The organism is Kitasatospora sp. NPDC001261 (genome assembly GCF_042896795.1).
Classification (GTDB): Bacteria; Actinomycetota; Actinomycetes; order Streptomycetales; family Streptomycetaceae; genus Kitasatospora.
The window spans coordinates 104930-125806 of the sequence record NZ_JBIAXP010000012.1; the positions used below are offsets into that span (position 1 = coordinate 104930).

General features: G+C 72.5%; 2 protein-coding genes (1 of these 2 running past the window's edge). Both read right to left on the reverse strand.

Going from position 1 to position 20877, the window contains the following annotated elements; genetic code table 11:
* Positions 1-1365, reverse strand: coding sequence for an MFS transporter (locus ACFY4B_RS17835; protein WP_387968648.1), 1365 nt, complete (start codon positions 1363-1365; stop codon positions 1-3).
* Positions 1362-20877 carry the 3' portion of a non-ribosomal peptide synthase/polyketide synthase gene (locus ACFY4B_RS17840; RefSeq protein WP_387968650.1) on the reverse strand. Its footprint extends 11582 nt past the window's final position, so only the last 19516 of its 31098 coding nucleotides appear in the window; its start codon lies off the right edge, out of view; the stop codon is at positions 1362-1364. The genes ACFY4B_RS17835 and ACFY4B_RS17840 overlap by 4 nt, the downstream gene beginning before the upstream one ends.

Consider the following 20877-nt stretch of genomic DNA (forward strand, 5'->3'; position numbering starts at 1 on the left):
CTATATCCCGCCCATACCGGCGGATTCGGCCGCCGCGGGCGGCTCCTGCGTCCCGCCGTCGGGCGTCGCGGAGGCGGGCGCCGGGCCGTCGGGCGCCGCGGAGGCGCGGTGCTCGGCGCGCACCGCCGGGCTGAACGCCACCACGGCGGTCAGCGCCAGCACCGCGACGCCGAGGACGAAGCCGGTCGCGGACGGGCCCGCCCGGTCGACCAGCCAGCCGCCGGCCAGGGCGCCCAGCGAGTTCGCCCCCGAGGACAGGAAGCTCGACGCCCCGTTCACCCGCCCCTGCAGGGCCTCGGGGGTGACCTGCATCTGGTAGACGTTCCCGGTGACGTTGAACAGGCTGGCCACGAAGGTGATGCCGGCCAGCGAGGCGGCGATCAGCGCGGGCGAGCCGGAACACGCCGAGACCGGGATGAACACCGTCCACACCGCGAAGCCAGCCACCGCCGTCCGGTACAGGTCCGACCGGCGCGACCACCAGCCCGCGCTGAGCGCCCCGAGGATGCCGCCCAGCCCGCCCGCGCCGAGCACCAGGCCCACCACCGCCGGTGGGTGACCACCGTTGTGGATCCGCACCAGCACCGCCAGCAGGAGCACCTGGAAGACCAGGTTGCTGCCCGCGAACACACAGGTCATCACCCGCAGGAACCGCTGCCGCCACAGCCAGCGGACCCCTTCCCCGACCGCGGCGCGCAGCGACGTGCCGCCTGGGGGGACCGCCCGGTCGGCCTGCGCCGGGCCGAGGGCCCGCCGCAGGGTCACCAACAGGACGGCGGCGACCAGGCCCACGGCCGCGTTGGCCGCGAACGGGAGCCAGCGGGCCACCGTGAACAGCAGGCTACTGCCGGGCTGGGCGAGCAGGCCGATGGCGGCCCCGCGCGCCTCGTTCTGGGCCAGCGCGGCCGACAGCTGCCCGGGCTCGACCACGGTCCGCACCGCCGCCCGCTCCGACAGCTGGTAGAGGATCGTCATCGCGGACTGCAGGAACGCGCCCAGCATGAGCTGCGGCAGCCAGAACCGGCCGCACAGCTCGGTCACGGCGATGCTCGCGACCACCGTCACGCAGACGATGTCGCAGCCCACCATCAGCCTGCGCCGGTTCCAGCGGTCGACCAGCGCGCCGGCCGGCAGCTGGACGAACAGGTTGGGCAGCGCGGCGGCGAACGTGACCAGCCCGGTCGTACTCGCCGATCCCGTGTGCCACAGCGCCAGCAGCGGGTAGGCGACCATCGTCACCGAGGTGCCGAAGCGCGAGATCCCCGCGCTCACCCAGAGCCGGATGAAGTCGGCGTTGCGCCGCAGGGGCACCGGCCCGGGCAGGGCCCGGGCCGGTGCCGACGGCGTCGCCGTGGGAACGGTCACCGGTGCTGCCCCGCGACCGCCGCGCGCGCCCGTTCCTGCTGCACGGCCTCGTCGATGGCCTTCTGCCACAGTCCCGCGACCCTGGTCCGCGCGGACCAGGTGGCGACGATCATGTGCTTCACCAGCTCACGCCCGCTCACCGCGTTGGTCAGCAGGACCGAGCCGACGCCCGAGTGCACCCGCAGCCCGGTCATCGCCTGGTAGCCGTAGGCCTGGCCGCCGTGGCCGAACTCCACGTCCCCACTGGTGGTGTCGACGATGGTGCTCCAGCCGTAGTTGCGGTCCGACTGCGGCGACAGCATCTGCCGCACCAGCTGCTGGTCGACCAGGCCGCCCGAGTACCCCAGGTAGCCGCGCCGGATCTCGACGGCGAACCTGGCCAGGTCCTCGGCGGTGCTCCACATCCCGGCCGCGGCCGGCTCCGGCTGGACGATGTAGCCGCCCCGTACCTGGGTGCCCACCACGTCGTGTCCCCGGGCGAAGGGCCGCCCGGAGGCGTGCGGGAACATCGGGTCGAAACTGCTGCCCGTCATGCCCAGCGGTGTGAACACCAGACGCTTCACCAGGTCGGGGAAGGCCTCACCGGTGAGGTCGGACATCACCTGCTGGAGCACCGAGTAGTGCACCGAGTTCTGTCGGAACACCTGGCCGGGCACGTCCTGGCGGCGCACCGGCGGTGTCTTGGCCGGCGCCCGCCCGTACAGCATGTCGAGCACCGTCGGCTGCTCGTCGTCGTCCGGGTAGTGGCCCTCGTTCACGGCCGGGTGCGGGGCGAACCCGGCCAGGTTCGCCATCAGCAGCCTCGCCGTGACCGGCTCCTGGAACTCCCCGGGGACCTGCCAGGACGTCAGGTAGCGGTTGACGTCCCGGTCGAGGTCCAGCAGGCCCTGCGAGACCAGCCCCAGCGCCGCGTAGGTCGTCACGTGCTTGCTGATCGACCCCACCGCGAACAGGGTGTCCGGGGTGACCGGCTCGCTCTGCCCTGCGCCGAGGACGCCGTAGCTGCGGACCGCCGTCACCTGACCGTCGTGGATCAGGGCGAGGCTGGCGCCCGGGATGGCGTGGTCGGCCATCACCTCCTCGGCCCGCAGGTCCGCGAGCACCGACTCGGCCGCACTGCCGCGGCTCGACCGGCGCACCGGGCGGTGGCCCGACGCGGCGTCCGTGCCGTCGTCCTCGCCGAGCAGCACCCGCAGCTCCGCCATCTGCTCGTCGACCAGCCGGCGGACGGTCGCCGCCTCGTGGACGTCCGTGCTGTGGACCCACTCGACGTACAGCCGGCCCTCGTACACGTACGCGTCGATCTCCAGCAGGTGCGCCCGCGGGGCCTCGGGGGCGGCCGTGGCCACGACCCGCTCCGCGAGGTAGACCAGCGGCGGCGTCCCGTTCAGGGAGCGAGCCGTCGGCCTGCCGGCGGCGGACCGCGGCGCCGTGAAGGAGAACCGCACCTCCGGTGCCGGGAGGGCGGCCAGTTCCTCGGCCACCTCCGGGTCCGGCGCCAGGTGACGCAGCAGTCCGTATCCCTGCACCGGGTCGGGCAGGGTGCGCATCTGCCGGGCGACCGACTTCAGCGAGGACTGCGCGTCCCGGCCGAGCGGCAGTCGCAGGGTCACGGGGTAGCCGTGGTCCAGCGGGCCGACCGTCCGCGACGGGTCGCCGGCCGTGTCCGCCGTCGCGCCACTGCGGGCGTCACCGGCGATCTCGACGGCGATCCGGTCGGCCTGCGCCCAGCGCGCGAGTGTACGGCCCACCGCCGTCAGCACCAGGTGCTCCGGGTTCGCGTCGGCCAGCAGGGACGCGGTCAGCTCGGACGGCAGGGTCGCCGTGACCGTGTTGGCCGTGGCGTGGGTGGTCTCCACCCGGGCGCGGTCCACCGGGAGCGCGGCCCCCTTCGGCCGGTCCAGCCACAGCTCGGCCTGGTCCAGCAGCTCGTCGGAGTGCGCCTGCTTCAGCTGCTGCTCCGCCCACCAGTGCAGCGGGGACGCCACCGGCGGCAGCGTCGCCGGAAGGCCCTCGTTGAGCTGCCGGTACGCGGTGTTCAGGTCCTCGACGAGGACCGTCCAGGACGCCCGGTCGACCGCCAGCTCGTGGACGGTCAGCCAGATCTGGTCGGCCGCTCCGCTCTCCGCGCCGAAGCGGATCAGCGTCGCGTCCACCAGCGAACCGCCCCGCGTGTCCAGGCGCGCCCGGCCCTCGACGACCGCCCGCTCGATCCGCGCCGACCGCTCGGCGGCCGGCACCTCGCCGAGGTCCACGACATGGACCAGGGCCTCGGTGTTCGGCTCCGCCAGGTGGGCGCGGCCGTCGGCGGCCTCGTCGAACCGCAGACGCAGCGCCTGGTGGTGCTGCACCACGGCCCGCAGCGCCTCTTCGAGGACGTCCGCGTCGGCCTGCCCGTTCACCGGCAGCTGCACCGTGCGTCCGCCGGTGGCCTGCGCGCCGAGCAGCCGGTGCTGCTCCGCGAGCAGCGCGATCCCGTCCTGCTCCGGCGTCCGACCGCCGTCACCCTGCGCCAGGGCGGCGAGTTCACGCAGGTTCTTGGCCTGCATGACCATCCAGACCGCCAGCGGGAGACCCGCCTCCCGGCCCGCGGACAGCATCCGCAGAGCCCGGATGGAGTCGCCGCCGAGCTCGAAGAAGCTGTCCTCGACGCCGATGCGGTCGATGCCGAGGACATCGGACCAGATGGCCGCCAGCTGCTCCTCCACCATGGTGCGCGGGGCGACGTAGGCCGCCCGGGAGAGCGCGGTGGTGGCGGAGGCCGGGAGGGCCTTGTGGTCGACCTTGCCGCTGTTGGTCAGCGGGATGGCGTCCAAGGTCACGAAGACGGCCGGGACCATGTACTCGGGCAGCGAGCGGGACAGGAACTCCCGCAGCACGACCGTGTCCAGGCCGGAGCCGCCGGCCGGGACCACGTAGGCGACCAGGGACTTGTCACCCTGGGCGTCTTCCTGGGCGGCCACGACGGCGTCGCGGACGGAGGTGTGCTCGCGCAGGGCGCTCTCGATCTCGCCCAGCTCGATGCGGTAGCCGCGCACCTTCACCTGGCCGTCGGCGCGGCCCAGGCACTCCAGCGTGCCGTCGGCAAGGACGCGGGCCAGGTCACCGGTCGCGTACAGGCGGGAGCCGGCCGGCCCGAAGGGGTTCGGGACGAACTTCTCCGCCGTCAGGTCCGGGCGGCCCAGGTAACCGCGGGCCAGACCGTCACCGCCGATGAACAGCTCGCCGGTCACACCCTGCGGTACCAACTCCAGAGCGCCGTCCAGGACGAAGAGCTGAGTATTGGCCAGCGGGCCGCCGATCGAGACCCGCTCCACCTCCGCCGGGACCTCGCCCCGCGCGGACCAGATCGTCGTCTCGGTCGGACCGTAGACGTTCACCAGGCGACCGACCTTCGGCAGCAGCTCCCGCGCCACACCCACGGTCAGCGCCTCACCACCGACCAGCGCGGTCACCGACACATCGTCGAAGCCCGCCGCGAGCAGCAGACGCCAGCCCGACGGGGTCGCCTGGACATGGGTGACCTCGTTGCGGGCCACCAGCTCCACCAGCGCCGTCGCGTCCTTCGCCTGCTCGGCCGAGGCCAGGACGATGCTCCCGCCCGTGATCAGCGGCAGGTGCAGCTCCAGACCCGAGATGTCGAACGACACCGACGTCGAGGCCAGCCACGTGCCCGCATTGTCGCCCGTGACGTCGTCACGGATCGAACCCAGCAGGTTCACCAGCGCACCCTGCCCGATCATCACACCCTTGGGGCGACCGGTCGAACCCGAGGTGTAGAGCACGTAGGCGAGGTCGTCCGAGGCGGGAACGATGCCGTCCCAGCTCTCCTCGGAGCCGCCGGCCAGCGCCAGCCACGGACCGGCGTACTCACCCAGGCGCCCGGCCGGGTCGGCGTCGGTCAGGACGAGCGCGGCACCCGAGTCGGTGAGCATGTAGCCCACCCGCTCGGCCGGAAGCGACGGATCGACCGGAACATACGCAGCCCCCGCCTTCCACACACCCAGCATCGCCGCCAGGACACCCGGACCACGGTCGAGATACAGACCGACCACCGATCCGGACCCGACCCCGCGCCCGCACAGCCGGCCCGCGATCCGCGAAGACTCGGCATCGAGTTCGCCATACGACACCCGCTCCTCACCGAACACCACCGCGACCGCATCCGGCGCAGCCGCCGCACGAGCCCGGAACAACTCCAGAGCCGAACCCGCACCCCACTCCACCGACGAACCACCACGCACCAGCGCGGCCCGCTCCGCCTCCGCCAGCACCACACCCGACGCGTCACCGTCCGGATCCGCCGCCATCGCCTCCAGCACCAGCCGGTACATCCCCGCAAGACGCCCCAGCGCCTCACGGCCGACGACGTCCGACGTCGTGTTGAGCATGATCCGCCGGCCGATCGCCGCGACGTTGAGCGCGAACTCGTTGCCGCCGACGTTCAGGTTGCCGGCCATGTCGACCGTCTCGGTGTCGACCTGGTGGAAGTCGAGGTACTCGAAGAGCACCGCGATGAGCCGGCCGCTCTGCCCCGAGTCCCGCTGAACGGCGGGCAGCGGGTACCGGCGGTGGGCCCAGGTCTCCGCTTCCTGCGCAAAGACCCGCTCCACCAGCTCACGCCAGGTGCCGGACGGGCGGGTGGCGGGGAACGGCAGCGTGTTCAGGTGCATGCCCAGCACCCGCTCGGCGCCCGGCGCCTCCAGACGCCCGTGGTAGACCACACCCGCGTGGATGGCCTCCTCCGCACTGAGCATGCTCAGCACCTTGAGGTGGGCGGCCAGCAGCACGCTCTTCAGCGAGGTCCTGGCACGGGCGGCGAGGGTGCGCAGGCCGTCCTCGAGGTCGCCGAAGGCGACGTCCGTCCCCAGCGGCTCGCGGGCCCCGGCGGTCGCCGGGTCGGCCCAGGAGCCGGGCAGCTGCGCAGGAGCGTGGTTGTCCACGATCCCCTGCCAGAAGGCGCGGTCCTCCTCGGAGGCCAGCGACTCCAGCTCGGCCGCGACGAAGTCGGCGAACCGGACGGCCGGCGCCTCGTAGGCGGGCAGCTCACGGCCGTCGCGCAGGTGCTGGTAGGACGCCAGCAGCTCCATGAGCAGCGAGTGGTAGCTCCAGCCCTCGGCGATGGCGTGGTTGTAGGTGAAGGTCAGTCGCCAGGCCTCGTCCGACTCCAGGTGGATCGCGATCCGCAGCAGCGGCGCGGTCCCGAGGTCGAACGCGGCAGCGTGCTCCTTCACCGAGAAGGCCCGCAGCGCCTTGATCTGCTGAGTGGAGTCGAGACCCCGCAGGTCGTGCAGCGCCACCGGCACCTGGGTGTCGGCGTGCACCAGCTGCATCGGCTGCGAGTAGCCGCTCAGGTGCATCGAGGTGCGCAGGGCCTCGTGGCGGCCGGCCACGACGGCGGCGGCCTCCGTGAAGGCGGCGGTGTCGAAGGACTCGGCGTCCGGGATGCGGAAGGAGCTGATGTTCAGGTAGGCGGACTCGCCGCGCTCCTGAGCGGCCACCATCTCGACCAGCATGCCGGTCTGGATCTGCGACAGCGGGTAGGCGTCCACGACGCCCACCGGCAGCAGGGCCCGGTCCTCGTCGCCGATCAGCGCGAACGGCTCCACGGCGGTGACCAGGGACCCACCGACCTCCTTGCCGGAGATGTACGTGCCCAGTTCCGCGATCGTCCCGTGCTGGTAGACCGACCGGACATCCACGTCGTAGCCGGTGGCGCGCAGGGCGCCGACCAGGCGGACGACGCGGATGGAGTCGCCACCGAGCTCGAAGAAGCTGTCCTCGACACCGACCCGGGCGACGCCCAGGACGTCCGACCAGACCGCCACGAGCCGCTCCTCCAGCGGGGTGCGCGGGGCGACGATCTCGGCGGTGGCGAACGCGCTCTGGTCGACGGCCGGGAGGGCCTTGTGGTCGACCTTGCCGCTGTTGGTCAGCGGGATGGCCGCCAGCTCCATGAAAGCGGCCGGGACCATGTACTCGGGCAGCGAGCGGGACAGGAACTCCCGCAGCGCGACCGTGTCCAGGCCGGAACCGTCGGCACTGACGACGTAGGCGACCAGGGACTTGTCCCCGTGTGCGTCCTCCTGGGCCGTCACGACGGCGTCACGGACCCAGGCGTGCTCGCGCAGGGCGCTCTCGATCTCGCCCAGCTCGATGCGGTAACCGCGTACCTTCACCTGGCCGTCGATGCGGCCCAGGCACTCCAGGGTGCCGTCCGGGAGGACACGGGCCAGGTCACCGGTCGCGTACAGGCGTGAACCTGCGGGACCGAAGGGGTTGGGGACGAACTTCTCGGCCGTCAGGTCCGGGCGGCCCAGGTACCCGCGGGCCAGACCGTCACCGCCGATGAACAGCTCGCCGGTCACACCCTGCGGCACCGGGTTCAGGTCCACGTCCAGGACGTGGAGCCGGGTGTTGGCCAGCGGGCCGCCGATCGAGACCTGCTCGACGCCGTCCGGGACCTCGCCCTGGGCGGACCAGATCGTCGTCTCGGTCGGACCGTAGACGTTGACCAGGCGGCCGACCTGCGGCAGCAGCTCCCGCGCCAGGCCGGCGGTCAGCGCCTCGCCGCCGACGAGCGCGGTCACGGCGTAGTTGTCGAAGCCGGCCTCGAGCAGCAGGCGCCAGCCCGACGGAGTCGCCTGGACATGCGTGACCTCGTTACGGGTCACCAGCTCCACCAGCGCCGTCGCGTCCTTGGCCTGCTCGGCCGAGGCCAGCACGATCGTCCCGCCGGTGATCAGCGGCAGGTGCAGCTCCAGACCCGAGATGTCGAACGACACCGACGTCGAAGCCAGCCACGTGCCCGGAGCCCCCGGAGTCACGTCGTCACGGATCGAACCCAGCAGGTTCACCAGCGCACCGTGGCCGATCATCACACCCTTGGGGCGACCGGTCGAACCCGAGGTGTAGAGGACGTACGCCAGCTCATCGACAGCCGGGACGATGCCGTCCCAGCTCTCCTCGGAACCGCTGTCCAGCTCCAGCCAGGGGCCGGTGTACTCACCGAGCCGGCCGGCCGGCTCGGCGTCGGTCAGGACGAGCGCGGCACCCGAGTCGGTGAGCATGTAGCCCACCCGCTCGGCCGGAAGCGACGGGTCCACCGGAAGGTAGGCGGCACCCGCCTTCCACACACCCAGCATCGCCGCCAGGACACCGGGGCCGCGGTCCAGGTACAGGCCCACCACCGAACCGGCGCCGACCCCCTGCCCGCGCAGCCGGCCCGCGATCCGCGACGACCACGCGTCCAGCTCGCCATACGACACCCGCTCCTCACCGAACACCACCGCGACCGCATCCGGCGCAGCCGCCGCACGAGCCCGGAACAACTCCAGAGCCGAACCCGCACCCCACTCCACCGACGAACCACCACGCACCAGCGCGGCCCGCTCCGCCTCCGCCAGCACCACACCCGACGCGTCACCGTCCGGATCCGCCGCCATCGCCTCCAGCACCAGCCGGTACATCCCCGCAAGACGCCCCAGCGCCTCACGACTCAGGAACTCACCGCTGGTCGCCATGTTGAGGTGGCCGTTGTTGGGGACCACGTTGAGCGCGAACTCGTTGAAGCCGTCGTTGAAGCCGGCGTCGGTGTCGACCGTCTCGCCGTCCACGTGGTGGAAGTCGAGGTACTCGAACATCACCGTGAGCAGGCGCTCGCGGGTGCCGCTGTCGCGCTGGATGGCGGGCAGCGGGTAGCGGCGGTGGGCCCAGATCTCCGACTCCTGCGCGAAGACCCGCTCCACCAGCTCACGCCACGTCCCGGACGCGCGGGTGGCGGGGAACGGCAGCGTGTTCAGGTGCATGCCCAGCACCCGCTCGGCGCCCGGCGCCTCCAGACGCCCGTGGTAGACCACACCGGTGTGGAAGGCCTGGTCCGAGGTGACCGAGCCCAGCACCTTCAGGTGCGCCGCCAGCAGCACGCTCTTCAGCGAGGTGCCGGCACGGGCGGCGAGGGTGCGCAGGCCCTCCTCCAGGTCGTGGAAGGGGACGCGCAGACCGTGCCGGTCCTGCGGGTCGCGCTCCGGTGCGGCCCACGGCTCCGGCAGCCGCAGCGGCGCGTGCTCCGCCACCACGTCCTGCCAGAAGGCGCGGTCCTCCTCGGAGGCCAGCGACTCCAGCTCCGCCGCGACGAAGTCCGCGAACCGGACGGCCGGCGCCTCGTAGGCGGGCAGCTCACGGCCGTCGCGCAGGTGCTGGTAGCACTCCACCAGCTCCATCATCAGGGCGTTGTAGCTCCAGCCCTCGGAGACGGCGTGGTGGTAGGTGAAGTTGAGCCGCCACGAGCCGTCCGACTCGACCAGGACGGACATCCGCAGCAGCGGCGCGGCCGTCAGGTCGAAGACCACGGCGCGTTCCTGTGTGAGGTAGGCGGCCTTGCGGCGCTCCTGCTCCTCGATGCCCAGGCCGCGCAGGTCCCACAGCGTCACGGGGTAGTCCGCCGTGGCGTGCACCAGCTGGAGCGGCAGCGCGTAGCCGCTCAGGTGCATCGACGTGCGCAGGATGTCGTGCCGCTGGACGACGACGTCCACCGCCTGCTGGAAGACCGGCAGCGAGAACGGCTGGTCGTCGCGGATCCGGAAGGAGTTGAGGTTGTGGTAGACCGCCCGGTCCGCCGGGCCGGCGGCCATCGTCTCGACCAGCATGCCGGTCTGGATCTGCGACATCGGGTAGGCGTCCACGACGCCCGCCGGCAGCAGGGCCCGGTCCTCGGCGCCGATCAGCGCGAACGGCTCCACGGCCTTGACGAGGGACTCGCCGACCTCCTGGCCGGTGAGGCCGGCCGCCATCGCGGCGATCGTCCGTGACTCGAACACGTCGCGGATCGAGACGTCGTACCCGGCGGTGCGCAGTGCACCGACCAGGCGGACCGCGCGGATGGAGTCGCCGCCGAGGTCGAAGAAGCTGTCCTCGACACCGACCCGGGCGACGCCCAGGACGTCCGACCAGATCACCGCGAGCCGCTCCTCCACCGGGGTGCGCGGCGCCACGTGCTCGACCGTGGCGAAGGACGCCTGGTCGGGCGCGGGCAGCGCGCGGTGGTCGAGCTTGCCGTTGCTGGTGAGCGGGATGGCGTCGATGGCGACGAACGCCGTCGGCACCATGTAGGCGGGCAGGTCGGCGGCGAGGTGCTCGCGGAGCTGCGCGGCAGCCGGTGCGGCGCCCTGCTGCGGCACGTAGTAGCCGACGAGCTGCTTGGCGCCCTGAGCCCCCTCGATGACGGTCACCACCGCGGCGCGGACGGCCGGGTGCCGGCGCAGCGCGGTCTCGATCTCGCCGAGCTCGATGCGGTAGCCGCGGATCTTCACCTGGGTGTCGACGCGACCGAGGAAGTCCAGCGAGCCGTCCGGCAGTCGTCGGGCCAGGTCGCCGGTGCGGTAGAGGCGCGAGCCCGCCGGACCGAAGGGGTTCGGGACGAACTTCTCCGCCGTCATCTCCGGCCGGTCGAGGTAGCCGAGGGCCAGTGCGGGGCCACCGACGTGGATCTCGCCGGGCACCCCGACCGGCACGAGCTGGCCGTCGGCGTCGAGCAGGTGGACGGAGAGGTCGCGCAGCGGACGCCCGATGTTGCTGCGGCTCGGCCGCCGGAGGTCCTCGGCGCCGATCCGGTGGTAGGCGCAGTGCATGGTCGTCTCGGTCGGCCCGTACAGGTTGACCAGGGCGGGCCGGTCGAGGCCCATCCGGTCCACCCACGGCTGGAGTTCGGAGGTCTCCAGCTTCTCGCCGCCGAAGCCGACGAGCCGCAGGTCGAGCTGGTCGATGCGCGGGTCACCGTCGCCGGCCAGGGCCGCGAGGGCCCGGAATCCGGTCGGGGTCTGGAGCATCACGGTGACCTGCTCGGCGACCAGGAGGTCGAGCAGCTCGCCGGGCGAGCGGTTGACGTCGGTCGGGACGACGACGACCCGGCCGCCGTGCAGCAGGGCTCCCCACATCTCCCACACCGACACGTCGAAGGCGTACGAGTGCGCCTGGGTGAAGACATCGGTGGCGCCGAAGGCGAACTGCTCGCGTGTCGCGCTGTACAGGCGCAGGACGTTGGCGTGGGTGAGGCTGACGCCCTTGGGCTTTCCGGTGGAGCCGGAGGTGTAGATGACGTAGATCAGGTTGTCCGGGGTGACCGCGGTGGCCGGCGCGGTGGCCGGGCGGGTCGCGATCTGCTCACGGCTGTCGCCGTCCAGCAGGACGATCCGGCCGTCGAACGAGTCGGTCACCCGCTCCGCCAGGTCGGCGGTGCTCACCAGGATGCGGGCACCCGCGTCCTGGAGGATGTAGGACAGGCGCTCGTCCGGGTTCACCGGGTCCAGCGGCAGGTAGGCCGCACCGGACTTCATCACACCCAGCAGCGTCGGGACCAGGTCCAGACCGCGCTCCAGGCACACGCCCACGAGCCGGTCCGGGCCCGCGCCCAGGCCCTGCAGGTGGTGCGCGAGCCGGTTGGCCCACGCGTCCACCTCGGCGTAGGTCAGCGACTCACCCGCGAAGGTGATCGCGACGGCGTCCGGGGTACGGGCCGCCTGCTCCGCGAACACCTCGTGCAGGCAACCGTCGACCGGCACCTCCACCGTGGCGTTCCACTCACCCAGCAGCAGCCCCCGCTCCGCCTCCGGCAGCAGGACCACCGAAGCGTCCCCCTCCGGGTCGGCCGCCATCGCCTCCAGCACCAACCGGTACATCGCACCGAAGCGATCCAGGGCCGCACGGCCGAGCACGTCGGTCGAAGTGCCGATGTTGAGGTGGCCGCCGGCGGCGATCACGCTGAGGAGGAACTCGTTGCCGCCCGCGTCGAGGTTGGACGCGGTGTCCACGGTGCCGGTGTCGACCTGGTGGAAGTCCTGGTAGTCGAAGACCATCGAAATCAGGCGCTCGCCGGTGCCGCTGTCGCGCTGGATGGCGGGCAGCGGGTAACGGCGGCGGGCCCAGATCTCCGACTCGCGGGCGTAGACCTGCTCCACCACCTCACGCCAGGTGCCCGAGGCGCGCAGCGCCGGGAACGGCAGGGTGTTCAGGTGCATGCCGAGCACCCGCTCGGCGCCGGGGGCCTCCAGACGCCCGTGGTAGACCACACCGGTGTGGAAGGCGTCCTCGGTGCCGACCATGCCCAGCACCTTCAGGTGCGCGGCCAGCAGCACGGTCTTCAGCGAGGCCTTGGCGTCGTTCGCCAGGCGGTGCAGCTTCTCCTCGAGGTCGTGGAAGGGCACCCGCGCGCCGAGGTTCTCGGCCACCAGGTCGGCGTCGTCGGCCCAGGTGGCCGGCAGCTCGGCCGCGGCGTGGCCGGCGACGACGTCCCGCCAGTAGGCGCGGTCCTGCTCGGAGGCCAGCGACTCCAGCTCCGCCGCGATGAAGTCCGCGTACCGGACCGACGGCGCCTCGTAGGCGGGCAGCTCACGGCCGTCGCGCAGGTACTGGTAGCACTCCATCAGCTCCATGAGGAGGCTGTTGACGCTCCAGCCCTCGGTGACGGCGTGGCAGTGGCTGAGCGTCAGCCGCCAGGCCTCGTCCGACTCCAGGTGGACGGCGAGCCGCATCAGCGGCGCGGCCGACAGCTCGAAGCCGGACGCCAGGTCCTGCTCCGCGAAGACCCGGGCACGCTCCTCGCGCTGCTCCTCGCTCAGGCCCCGCCAGTCGTACACGGTCACCGGCAGCTGCGCGGAGGCGTGCACCAGCTGGAGCGGCTGGGAGTAGCCGCTGAGAGCCACGGAGGTGCGCAGCAGTTCGTGCCGCTGCGACAGCACGGCCACGGCTTCGCGCAGCGCCTCCGGGGAGAAGGCCTGCTCGTCCGGGATCCGGAAGGAGTTGATGTTGTGGTAGGCCGACTCGCCGCGCTCCTGGGCGGCCAGCATCTCGACCAGCATGCCGGTCTGCACCTGCGACAGCGGGTAGGCGTCCACGACGCCCTCGGGCAGCGCGGCCCGGTCCCCGTCGCCGATCAGCGCGAACGGCTCCACGGCCTTGACGAGGGACTCGCCGCCCTGGCCGGTGAGGCCGGCCGCCAGCACCGCGATCGTCCGCGCCTGGAACACGTCGCGGATCGACAGCTCGAACCCGGCGGTGCGCAGCGCGCCGACCAGGCGGACCGCACGGATCGAGTCGCCGCCGAGATCGAAGAAGCTGTCCTCGACACCGACCTTCTCCAGGCCCAGCACCTCACCCCACACCTCGGCGAAGCGCTCCTCCACCGGAGTGCGCGGCGCCACGTGCCGCGAGGCCGCGAACGCCGAGCGGCCCGGCGCGGGCAGCGCGCGGTGGTCGACCTTCCCGTTGGCGTTCACCGGGATGAAGCCGAGGGCGACGAAGGCCGACGGAATCATGTAGTCGGGCAGGATGCCACCCAGGTGCCCGCGCAGCAGGCCGGCGTCGACGGCCGTGCCGCCGTCGGCAACGACGTAGGCGACGAGGAACTTCTCCCCCGCGGAGTTCTCGTGGACGGTCACCACGGCACTCTTGACGCCGGAATGCTTGTGCAGCGCGCTCTCGATCTCGCCGAGCTCGATGCGGTAGCCGCGCACCTTCACCTGGGTGTCGACACGGCCGAGCGTCTCCAGGGTGCCGTCGGCCAGCCGGCGGGCCAGGTCGCCACTGCGGTACAGGCGCGATCCGGCCGGGCCGAACGGGTCCGGAATGAACTGCTCGGCGGTCAGCTCGGGGCGGTCCAGGTAGCCGCGGGCCACGCCGGGGCCGCCGATGCACATCTCGCCGACCACGCCCACGGGCACCAACTGGCCGTCGGCGTCGAGCAGGTGGATCCGGACGTCGTGGAACTTGTGCCCGAGGAGACTGCGGGACGGGTGGTCGAAGTCCTCCGTCACGAGCCGGTGCGCGGTGGCGATCACCGTGGTCTCGGTCGGGCCGTAGACGTTGAGCAGCACCGGGTGGTCGAGGCCCATCCGGTCCGCCCACGGCTGGAGCTGGGGGACCTCGACACGCTCGCCGCCGACGGCGATCAGCCGCAGGGCGAGCCGGTCGATGCGCGGGTCGCCGGTGGCCGCCATGGCGGCCACCGCGCCGAACGCGGAGGGGACGTAGGACAGGAAGGTGACCTGCTCGGCGACCAGCAGGTCGACGAAGTCCTCCGGCGAGCGGGTGGTCTCGTTGGACACGACCACCAGACGGCCGCCGTTCAGCAGGACGGCCCACATCTCCCAGGTGGAGAAGTCGAAGGCGTACGAGTGCGAGAGCACGCCGACGTCGCTGCCGGTGAACCCGAAGTCGTCCTGGATCGCCGGGAAGAGCCGCAGGACGTTGGCGTGGCTCGCCATGACGCCCTTGGGCCTGCCAGTGGAACCGGAGGTGTAGATGACGTAGATCAGGTTGTCCGGGGTGACGGTGGTGGCCGGCGCGGTGGCCGGGCGGGTCGCGATCTGCTCACGGCTGTCGCCGTCCAGCAGCACGATCCGGCCGTCGAACGAGTCGGTCACCCGCTCCGCCAGATCGGCGGTGCTCACCAGGATGCGGGCACCCGCGTCCTGGAGGATGTAGGACAGGCGCTCGTCCGGGTTCACCGGGTCCAGCGGCAGGTAGGCCGCACCCGACTTCATGACACCCAGCAGGGTCGGGACCAGGTCCAGACCGCGCTCCAGGCACACGCCCACGAGCCGGTCCGGGCCCGCGCCCAGGCCCTGCAGGTGGTGCGCGAGCCGGTTGGCCCACGCGTCCACCTCGGCATAGGTCAGCGACTCGGCGCCGAAGGTGATCGCGACGGCGTCCGGGGTACGGGCCGCCTGCTCCGCGAACACCTCGTGCAGGCAACCGTCGACCGGCGCCTCCACCGTGGCGTTCCACTCACCCAGCAGCAGCCCCCGCTCCGCCTTCGGCAGCAGGACCACCGAAGCGTCCCCCTCCGGGTCGGCCGCCATCGCCTCCAGCACCAGCCGGTACATCGCACCGAAGCGCTCCAGGGCCGCACGGCCGACGACGTCCGTGGAGGTCCCGATGTTGATGCGCCCGCCCGAGGCCACGACGCTGAGTGCGAACTCGTTGGTCGCGGACGTCAGGTTGGCGTCGACGTCGACGGTGTCGGTGTCGACCTGGTGGAAGTCCTGGTGCTCGAAGAGCATCGTGATCAGGCGCTCGCCGGTGCCGCTGTCGCGCTGGACGGCGGGCAGCGGGTAGCGGCGGTGGGCCCAGATCTCCGCTTCCTGGGCGTAGACCCGCTCCACCAGCTGGCGCCAGGTGCCGGACGGACGGGTGGCCGGGAACGGCAGCGTGTTCAGGTGCATGCCCAGCACCCGCTCGGCGCCCGGCGCCTCCAGACGGCCGTGGTAGACCACACCGGTGTGGAAGGCGTCCTCGGTGCCGACCATGCCCAGCACCTTCAGGTGCGCGGCCAGCAGCACGCTCTTCAGCGAGGTCCGGGCCCGGGTCGCCAGTCGACGCAGGTCCTCCTCCAGGTCCTGGTACCGGACGTACACCCGGTGGACGTCCTCGGCGCTGCCCTGGTCGTCGGCCCAGGTCTCGGGGAGCCGGGCCGGGGCGTGGCCGGCGACGACATCCCGCCAGAAGGCGCGGTCCTCCTCGGAGGCCAGCGACTCCAGCTCCGCCGCGACGAAGTCCGCGTACCGGACCGACGGCGCCTCGTAGGCGGGCAGCTCACGGCCGTCGCGCAGGTGCTGGTAGGACGCCAGCAGCTCCATGAGCAGCGAGTGGTAGCTCCAGCCCTCGGTGACGGCGTGGTTGTGGCTGAGGGTCAGCCGCCAGGCCTCGTCCGACTCCAGGTGCACCGCGACGCGCAGCAGCGGCCCCACGGCTAGGTCGAAGCCCTCGGCCCGGTCCCGCTCGGCGAACGCACGGCCGCGCTCCTCGCGCTGCTGCTCGTCCAGGCCGCGCCAGTCGTGCACGGTCACCGGCAGTTGCGCGGTGGCGTGCACCAGCTGCAGCGGCTGGGAGTAGCCGCTCAGGTGCATCGAGGTGCGCAGGATGTCGTGCCGCTCGACGACGGCCTCGACGGCCCGGAGCATCGCGGGCTCGTCGAACGGGCGCTCGTCGGGAATCCGGAAGGAGGTGAGGTTGTGGTAGGTGCCCAGGCCGTCGGCCCGGAGCATCTCGACCAGGATGCCGGTCTGGACCTGCGACAGCGGGTAGGCGTCCACGACGCCCTCGGGCAGCGCGGCCCGGTCCTCTTCGCCGATCAGCGCGAACGGCTCCACGGCCGTGACGAGGGACTCGCCGCCCTGGCCGGTGAGGCCGGCCGCCATCGCGGCGATGGTGCGCGACTGGAACACGTCGCGGATCGAGACGTCGTACCCGGCGGTGCGCAGCGCGCCGACCAGCCGGACGGCACGGATGGAGTCGCCGCCGAGGTCGAAGAAGCTGTCCTCGACACCGACCCGGGCGACGCCCAGGACGTCCGACCAGATCGCCGCGAGCCGCTCCTCCACCGGGGTGCGCGGCGCCACGTGCTCGACCGTGGCGAAGGACGCCTGGTCGGGCGCGGGCAGCGCGCGGTGGTCGAGCTTGCCGTTGGGGGTCAGCGGGATCTCCGCCAGCGGCACGTAGGCGGCCGGGACCATGTAGTCCGGCAGCGAGGTGCGCAGGTGGGCCCGCAGGTCGCTCAGGTCGGCACCCTGCTCCGTCAGGATCAGGTAGGCGACCAGGGACTTCTCGCCGAGGGCGGTGGTGTGGACGGTGACCGCGGCGTCCCGCACCAGCGGGTGCCGGCGCAGGGTCGCCTCGATCTCGCCGAGCTCGATGCGGTAGCCGCGGATCTTCACCTGGCCGTCGATGCGGCCGAGCGACTGCAGGGTGCCGTCGGCCAGCCGGCGGGCCAGGTCGCCACTGCGGTACAGCCGCGAGCCGGCCGGACCGAACGGGTCCGGGGTGAACCGCTCGGCGGTCAGCTCCGGCCGGTCCAGGTAGCCGCGGGCCACGGCGGGCCCGCCGACGAAGATCTCACCGGGGACGCCGACCGGGACGAGCTGCCCCGCCGCGTCCAGCAGGTGGATGGTCATGTCGGCGAGCGGCGTGCCGATCGGGCTGTCCGCCGGGTGCGCCAGGTCGGCGTCGCCGACCCGGTGGTAGGTGGAGTGCACCGTGGTCTCGGTGATGCCGTACATGTTGATCAGCGCGGGGCGGTCCGTCCCGACGCGGCGCGTCCAGGGCAGCACCTCCAGGAGGTCGAGCCGCTCGCCGCCGAACACGATGGCGCGCAGGTTGAGCCGGTCGATGCGCGGGTCGCCGTCGGCGGCCATGGCCACCAGCGAGCGGAACGCGGTCGGGGTCTGGCACAGGATGGTGGCCCCGGTCCCGACCAGCAGGTCCACGAACTCCTCCGGCGAACGGATCACCGAGGAAGGGACGACGACGACGCGGCCGCCGTGCAGCAGCGCACCGTAGATCTCCCACACCGAGAAGTCGAAGGCGTAGGAGTGCGAGTGCGTGAAGACGTCGTCGGCACCGAAGCCGAACTGCTCACGGGTGGCGCCGAACAGGCGCAGGACGTTGGCGTGGCTGAGGGCGACGCCCTTGGGCTTGCCGGTGGAGCCGGAGGTGTAGATGACGTAGATCAGGTTGTCCGGGGTGACCGCGGTGGCCGGCGCGACGGCCGGAAGCCCGGCTATCAGCGCCTGCTCCGCCTCGTCGTCCAGCACCACGACCCGGCCCTCGAACGAGCCCGTCAGCCGACCGGCCAGCGAGGACTCGGTCACCAGGATCCGGGCACCCGCGTCCTGAAGGATGTAGGACAGGCGCTCGTCCGGGTTCACCGGGTCCAGCGGCAGGTAGGCCGCACCCGACTTCATCACGCCCAGCAGGGTCGGAACCAGGTCCAGACCGCGCTCCAGCGAGACACCCACGAGGTCGTCCGGGCCGGCACCCAGCGCGACCAGGCGCTGCGCCAGCCTGTTGGCCCGCTCGTCCACCTCGGCGTACGTCAACGACTCGGCGCCGAAGACCACCGCGACCGCGTCCGGAGTACGGGCCGCCTGCTCCGCGAACACCTCGTGCAGGCAACCGTCGACCGGCACCTCCACCGTGGCATTCCACTCACCCACCAGCGAGGCCCGCTCCACCCCCGGCAGGCACGCCACCGAGGCGTCCCCGTCGAAGTCCGCGACCATCGCCTCCAGCACCAGCCGGTACATCTCCGCCAGCCGCGCCAGGTTCCACCCGCTCAGCACCTCGGTGGAGGCGGCCAGGTTGACGCGCTCGTGCGTGGCGATCACGGTCAGGCCGAACTCGTTGCTGCCGGTGTCCAGGCTGGACGCGGTGTCCACGGTGCCGGTGTCGACCTGGTGGAAGTCCTGGAAGTCGAACAGGGTGGTGACCAGGCGCTCGCCGGTGCCGCTGTCGTGCTGGATGGCGGGCAGCGGGTAGCGGCGGTGGGCCCAGATCTCCGACTCGCGGGCGTAGACCTGCTCCACCACCTCACGCCAGGTGCCCGAGGCGCGCTGCGCCGGGAACGGCAGGGTGTTCAGGTGCATACCGAGCACCCGCTCCGCACCCGGCGCCTCCAGACGCCCGTGGTAGACCACACCGGTGTGGAAGGCCTCCTCCGAGGTCAGCGAACCCAGCACCTTCAGGTGCGCGGCCAGCAGCACACTCTTCAGCGAGGTACGCGTCCGGGCAGCCAGCTCCCGCAGCTCCTCCGTCAGGTCGGCGAAGGAGGTGTGGGCCCAGTGCCGCTCGGCCGCCAGGCCGGTGTCGTCGGCCCAGGTGGCCGGGAGCTGGGCCGGGGCGTGGCCGGCGACGACGTCCTGCCAGAAGGCGCGGTCCTGCTCGGAGGCCAGCGACTCCAGCTCGGCCGCGATGAAGTCCGCGTAGCGGACCGACGGCGCCTCGTAGGCGGGCAGCTCACGGCCGTCGCGCAGCTCCCGGTAGGACGCCAGCAGCTCCATGAGGAGGCTGTTGACCGTCCAGCCCTCGGTCACCGCGTGGCAGTGGCTGAGGGTCAGGCGCCAGGCCTCGTCGGACTCCAGGTGGACGGCGAGCCGCATCAGCGGCGCCACGGCCAGGTCGAAGCCCTCGGCCCGGTCCCGCTCGGCGAACGCACGGCCGCGCTCCTCGCGCTGCTGCTCGTCCAGTCCGCGCCAGTCGTGGACGGTGAACGCGAACTCGGCCTCGGCGTGCACCAGCTGGAGCGGCTGGGAGTAGCCGCTGAGAGCCACGGAGGTGCGCAGCAGTTCGTGCCGCTGCGACACCACGGCCACGGCTTCGCGCAGCGCCTCCGGGGAGAAGGCCTGCTCGTCCGGGATCCGGAAGGAGTTGATGTTGTGGTAGGCCGACTCGCCGCGCTCCTGGGCGGCCAGCATCTCGACCAGCATGCCGGTCTGCACCTGCGACAGCGGGTAGGCGTCCACGACGCCCTCGGGCAGCGCGGCCCGGTCCCCGTCACCGATCAGCGCGAACGGCTCCACGGCGGTGACCAGCGACCCGTCGGTGGCCTGGCCGGTGAGGCCGGCCGCCATCGCGGCGATGGTGCGCGACTGGAACACGTCGCGGATCGAGACGTCGTACCCGGCGGTGCGCAGCGCGCCGACCAGGCGGACGGCACGGATGGAGTCGCCGCCGAGGTCGAAGAAGCTGTCCTCGACGCTGACCTTCTCCAGGCCCAGCACCTCGCCCCACACCTCGGCGAAGCGCTCCTCCACCGGAGTGCGCGGCGCCACGTGCCGCGAGGCCGCGAACGCCGAGCGGTCCGGCGCGGGCAGCGCGCGGTGGTCGAGCTTGCCGTTGGGGGTCAGCGGGATCGCCTGGACCGCGACGTAGGCGGCCGGGACCATGTAGTCCGGCAGCGAACCGCGCAGGTGGGCCCGCAGGTCGGCGGCGTCCGATCCGCTCTCCTCGGCCGGGACCACGTAGGCGACCAGGACCTTCTCGCCGTCCTCGGAGGTGCGGGCGATCACGGCGGCGCTGCCGACGCTCGGGTGGGCGCGCAGCGCGGTCTCGATCTCGCCGAGCTCGATGCGGTAGCCGCGGATCTTCACCTGGCCGTCGATGCGGCCGAGCGATTCCAGGGTGCCGTCGGCCAGCCGGCGGGCCAGGTCGCCACTGCGGTACAGGCGCGAGCCGGCCGGGCCGAACGGGTCGGGGGTGAACCGCTCGGCGGTCAGCTCGGGGCGGTCCAGGTAGCCGCGGGCGACGGCGGGCCCGCCGACGAAGATCTCACCGGGGACGCCGACCGGGACGAGCTGCCCCGCCGCGTCCAGGACGTGGATCACGGTGTCGTCGAGCGGGATGCCGACCGGGCTGTCCGCCGGGTGTGCCAGGTCCTCCTCGGTGATCTGGCGGAAGGTGGAGTGCACCGTGGTCTCGGTGATGCCGTACATGTTGATCAGCGCGGGGCGCTGCGCACCGACCCGGTCGGTCCACGGCAGCAGCTGGGCGAGGTCGAGCCGCTCGCCCGCGAACACGACGGCGCGCAGGTTGAGCCGGTCGATGCGCGGGTCGCCGTCGGCGGCCATGGCCACCAGCGAGCGGAACGCGGTCGGGGTCTGGCACAGGATGGTGGCCCCGGTCCCGACCAGCAGGCTCAGGAACTCGTCGGGCGAGCGGGTGACCGTCGCGGGGACGACCACC